3 protein-coding genes are annotated in these 4965 nt (G+C 40.3%); all 3 read right to left on the bottom strand.

Going from position 1 to position 4965, the window contains the following annotated elements; all coding sequences use genetic code 11:
* Positions 1-3684: DUF3854 domain-containing protein (locus tag VB732_RS35330; RefSeq protein WP_323235461.1), on the bottom strand; the 3684-nt coding region annotated here is incomplete at its 3' end.
* Between the two features lie 78 nt (positions 3685-3762).
* Entirely contained in the window at positions 3763-4254 is a 492-nt protein-coding gene (locus tag VB732_RS35335; RefSeq protein WP_323235462.1) for a relaxase/mobilization nuclease domain-containing protein, read from the bottom strand.
* 182 nt (positions 4255-4436) lie between these two features.
* Positions 4437-4965 (bottom strand): TraM recognition domain-containing protein (locus VB732_RS35340; protein WP_323235463.1); only part of this gene is annotated, 529 nt, incomplete at its 5' end.

Raw genomic sequence — 4965 nt, forward strand, 5'->3', positions numbered from 1 at the left:
CAGTGGTAGCAAAACTTTATCTAAGTTAGAAGAAAAATTTTGTTGTGATGGTGTTGTGCTGTTAGATGTAGTTGAGTGTGATACAGCGTTCTGTTGTTTTGGAGAATTAGAGCTTGCTTCTTGCGGGTGTGATTGTGTCTTGCGATCTGGTACGTTGGGTGTAGGTTGAGTAGATTGGTGTGACTGCTCCTCGTCTAAATTACGGGTAATTTCGGGATGAACGGGCAGGTCGATGTCACGGGTGTCTGTCGGGTTGCCAAACAAATCTTTGTAATTAATATGCAGTTTTTGAGCCAGCAAACCCAACTTTTCCAAATCAGCTTCAGTGATAGCCAGAGCTTTGACTTGGTGAGTCATCCCAGTTTCAGTTTTCTCAAACTGAAAGCGAACAGCTTCCCTTTGCAGACCCCCAAGTTCAGTTTTGAATAGCTGTAGTGTAGATTTGCCACCCGCTCCTTGCTGGAAGAGAATGCGGTAATTATCCAAGGTTAAGTCATCTTTCTTAAAGTTACGGATAGCACCCATCATCACTTGTAACACTTGAGGTTGTTTGAAACTTTCTAAAATATTGTGTGTGCCACTAGGTGAAACCGAACTCAAGACAGAAGCAATTTTACGTGGGTCATCATCCACTGAAGGTAATTGTTTACCAGATTTGAGATAATCTGCGATCAACAAAAATTCTTGCCTCTCAACAGGCAGGATATTAATCGGATAATTTTTGGTATTAAAATCTTGAGCCAGATTCACCCGTCGCACCTGGCTCCAACGATCTGCCATGAAGGTCATCAACGGCTTATTATCGTGGCGACGGTAAATAGTGTAATCTTCGCCTTTTTTGTTGATAATGAAAGCATCGGCTTGGTAAGTTAGCTGATTATCTTTAGTTTCCACACCATATTTTTTGACTAAGGCAACAGCCGCCTGTGCCATCGCTTGATTTTCTTTATCCTCAAGTTGTCGTCGTCGGTAGTTGCGTTGGTAAAGGGTAACATCCTGCGTTTTAGCCCAATTCGGAATTGGTTTTAGGGGAGGAGTTTCATTCATTGGTTTCTTCCTCTGACAAGGAAACCAGCTAGATGAACCAGCATTAATTTCTGTTTGCTGTGTTGATAACTGGGTGGTTGTGTTGGTTGGTTGTTGATTTTGAGAAGCTGATTGATTCTGGGTTGTGGTATTTAATGGCACAGATTGCTTGTTGTCGGTCGATACTGGAGTAACAGTATCGTTGTGTTGTTGTCTTGTGTTAGATGCGAATGAAGTTGTTTGATTTGCTGATGAAGATTGCTGTTGTAGTTGACTAGATTTAGCAGATGATGAAGAAGTCTTAACCTGGAGATTACATAGCGAAATTTTTAGCTCGGATGCAAGCGCTTTGGAACTTTCATCAGGAGATTTGTTTTCTTGTGCTGATTGATTAACAGATGAGGAAGGTGCTTGAGCAATTAAATTCTCTTGCTGAGATTCGTTATCTGGTGACACAATCTCTTGTGCAATTGCAGCAACCTGATTTTTGTCGCCAACTTTCTTGGTTGTACCATCTTTAAGCTTGATAGTTGAGCGTGATTCCAGATGGCGCAAATCATCCCATTGTTCTAAGGGTAAGGCTTGGGACTGTAACAGGGCAAAAGCTTCACTCCCTTGAGCGACGATATAATCATCCACACCTTTATCTGGCCCAGGTAGAGAAATCACACTCACTTTGCAACCCGCCTCCTCTAGCAATTGTCCAGTACGCAAAGTGGCAGCATCAACATTGTTCTTGGTTTTGATGCTGCTATCAAAATCAAAGCAGATTTTGAACTCTCGTCCCATAGTAGCAAAAACTGCTAACTCAGGATGCAAAAAGTGAGTAGCATTACTTAAAGCACTCTTGTTGTCAATTTCGTTGGGTGCTTGATTTTCCAGTACTTCAATTTCGTTGTCATCAATAGCCTCAGTTTCATCTGACTCTATGGCAGCAAGTGTTGCACCCTGCTCACTTTCCTTTGTGTTAATTTTATTCTCAACAGGATTTTCAAGTTTCTTAGTTTTATAGTAGCCGCCGTTAATTCCTGCTAGCCCAATTGCTGCATCACCTTGGCTTAACAGACTGGCTGCTTTTTTGGCTCCCTCAGTAATGCTAACTGGGATATTGTGCTTCCAAACACAGTACCAAAATCCACTCAAGCGATCGCTATCGGTGGGGTTTACTCCCACTTTTTGGTAGATACCTTGTGCAATATCGTCTGGGACATCAAGTAGAAAGATACTTTTTTCAACTCCTGGTGGATGTTCATATTTGGTAAATTTCCCTGGAATCACTACAGATTTACCATCTTTATTCTCCGTTTTTGGTCGCGGTTGATTGGGCTTATAGCACCCCCAGGCTTTCCAACTTGATTGCGTTGCTGGCGCTAACTGTTCAAATTGGGTGGGGTCTACACCAGATTTACACCACCAACCACCAGCTTCGATATGAGAATATGCGTCACGCCACCCCTTAGACAATTGCCCTGTATTGAGGCGTTTGATATTGTTGCTGTACAACAGATGTTCCCATGCAAGATGCTCCTGTTCTATCGGGTCAATGTGCAAACTTTTAAAGTTCATCTCGGCAATGCCAGGGGCGATCCCACTTTTTCCTACTAGTTCTTGCCAGTGCTGCGTATCTATGTGTGCGGGGGCTGGGGGAATATCTTGAGGTTGTGAATTTAATTGGTTATCGAGAAAGGCAGGAGGCAGAGGGCAGGAGGCAGGAGGAAAACTGCCCGACGCTTGCAGACTTGCTTTGCCGTCGGCGCTATCTCTCAAGTACCGCGACCATACGGATCTTGGGTTTAAGTCCCCCACTCTTGCGTTAGCTTCCCGCAGGGTACGAGAGTTCAGGTCTGCTAAATCAGTAGGGGTCGAATCCCCTACTGATTCACTCCTTCTGCCTTCTGCCTCCTGCCTCCTGCCTCCTTCAATTTGATTGTCTTTTTTCACATTACTTGCCTCAATAGGCGACAAAAAGCTAGTCAAACTATCTTTTAAATAATCATTAATCTCTTTATCTAGCTGACGTAAAAGATTTTTATCAATGTTTTTAATCGCCTTTCTATTAATGTTTAATGCCGCAAAAGACTCGGCTAAGTATTTATTAACATCTGCTTGAATTTCGACGGCAAATCTGTTATCAGGAATTATTTTGTTAGTTTTACCATCAATTAGTGAGAAACCGATTTTGCCATTACTTTTGACATTAGCAACAAAGGTTTGGTGGTCAGCTTCAATTTTTAGACCTAAAGATTTAGCAAAAGTATTTATTTTCTCTGTTTGAGCTTTTATCGGTTGAGTAATAGAATCTTCGGTATATTGTGTAGTGTCTTCTACCACTATCTCAGAGCGAGGAATTCTTGCATCCTGAGATACAGCTTCTGCAAGTGAAGAAGCTGCTTGCTTCTGTTCACTTATCGGTGGAGACACAAACTGATTAGCCTTGGGGTCATATTTCTCCCACTTCCACCCACCCTTTTCATCTCGACTCATGGCATAAGTCTGTTTACCAGTTTCCCAATACAGCCTTTTATTAATAGAAGCTTCAACTTTCTGCTTAATATATTCATCAATATATTTAGCTAGAGGATAAATCACATTACGGATAAAATACTCACTGCTATGAGCATAAGCAGAACTTAGTTGTAAATGCCTTTCGTCAAACATATTTATTAGGGTGTAAGGGGTGGCTCTTGTGTTTTGAGGTATCTGGTGAGAAATCCGCGTTTAGTGTTCTATTCTTGTTTAACCACAACAGTTGCAGAATCGTCTTTGCAAATATTTGTTATGAACGGGGTTGTCGATGACGAGAGAACAAGATTGGCGCAGAACCTCATATTGTTGCCAGTTAGCCCCCAAGCATTTGATATCGATGAGTTTACCTTGGGGTGTAACGCGATTAAAAATAATATGAATATAAATATTGCTAGATTGAATATCTAAAAAACAGATATACTGCAAATCATGCCAGCCGATACCGTGAATATATTGGTCAACAATTTTCAGGCAAGCTTCTTGGTTTAGTTGAATATAAATGTTTTTTAAACTGATCAGATTATATATGCCCAAATTTCTCAGCTTTGGTCTAGTACCAGATAAGGTATTAAAGTCATCAATAATCTGAGCCAGGGGATGATTAATATCAATAAAACTACCATTGGCGAGAATATACCGTTGGGATAAAGTTTCAATGAAGCCAAAATTATCAATCTTCAGTTCTTCAATCATTATTTTCATAATTGTTATCTCATTATGTGCTTGATATAAAAACCCGATATTAGAAAACGTAAGAATTCAGCACCCAGGAGTCAGAAGTCAGAATTAGGAAGGAATTAGTATAAAAACGATACTTTCTCAATAAATCTTCTTCTAATTATTTAACTATTCTGACTCCTGAATTCAGAAGGACTGAATTCTTATTAGAAAACCATAGTGTCAACATCTTGTGATGTCAAATTAGGATTAGAAAGTTGAGAGTTTTGGGGAATGGGGAAGCGTGAATCAACTTGCTTAACTCGCAAAGCTAAATCTTGCTGTGAGGGAAATTTCTGTGTACTCTTTCTAGCTAGTAAACTGACAATCCTTGCCCATTTAAGTTGATTGTATTTATCAATATTTTTGAGTGAATCATTGATTTTGATAGTTTTGAGTAAAGGAACAGACCCCTCCTTTTTATTGGCATAAGCCGGATTAATAAAAACACATTTCCCAGCAATTAGTTTGAGAAATTGAGCCGATTCAAAAAGCTTTCTAGTTTTTTCTTGGTCACTAATACTAGTGCTATTATTTTTACTACCAGTAGAACGGCTTTTTTGCTTGTACTTAATCTCTTCATCACCTAAGAAGCTGGAGAATAATTGCGCCGACTCGTTCTCACCAGGATTGAATATAAACTTAGTGCTGCAAGCCCCCAGGATCGCTTTAGCGATATCTTTACCGTAGTTCTTT

The sequence above is a fragment of the Nostoc sp. UHCC 0252 genome (genome assembly GCF_034931145.1).
Taxonomy (GTDB): Bacteria; Cyanobacteriota; Cyanobacteriia; order Cyanobacteriales; family Nostocaceae; genus Nostoc.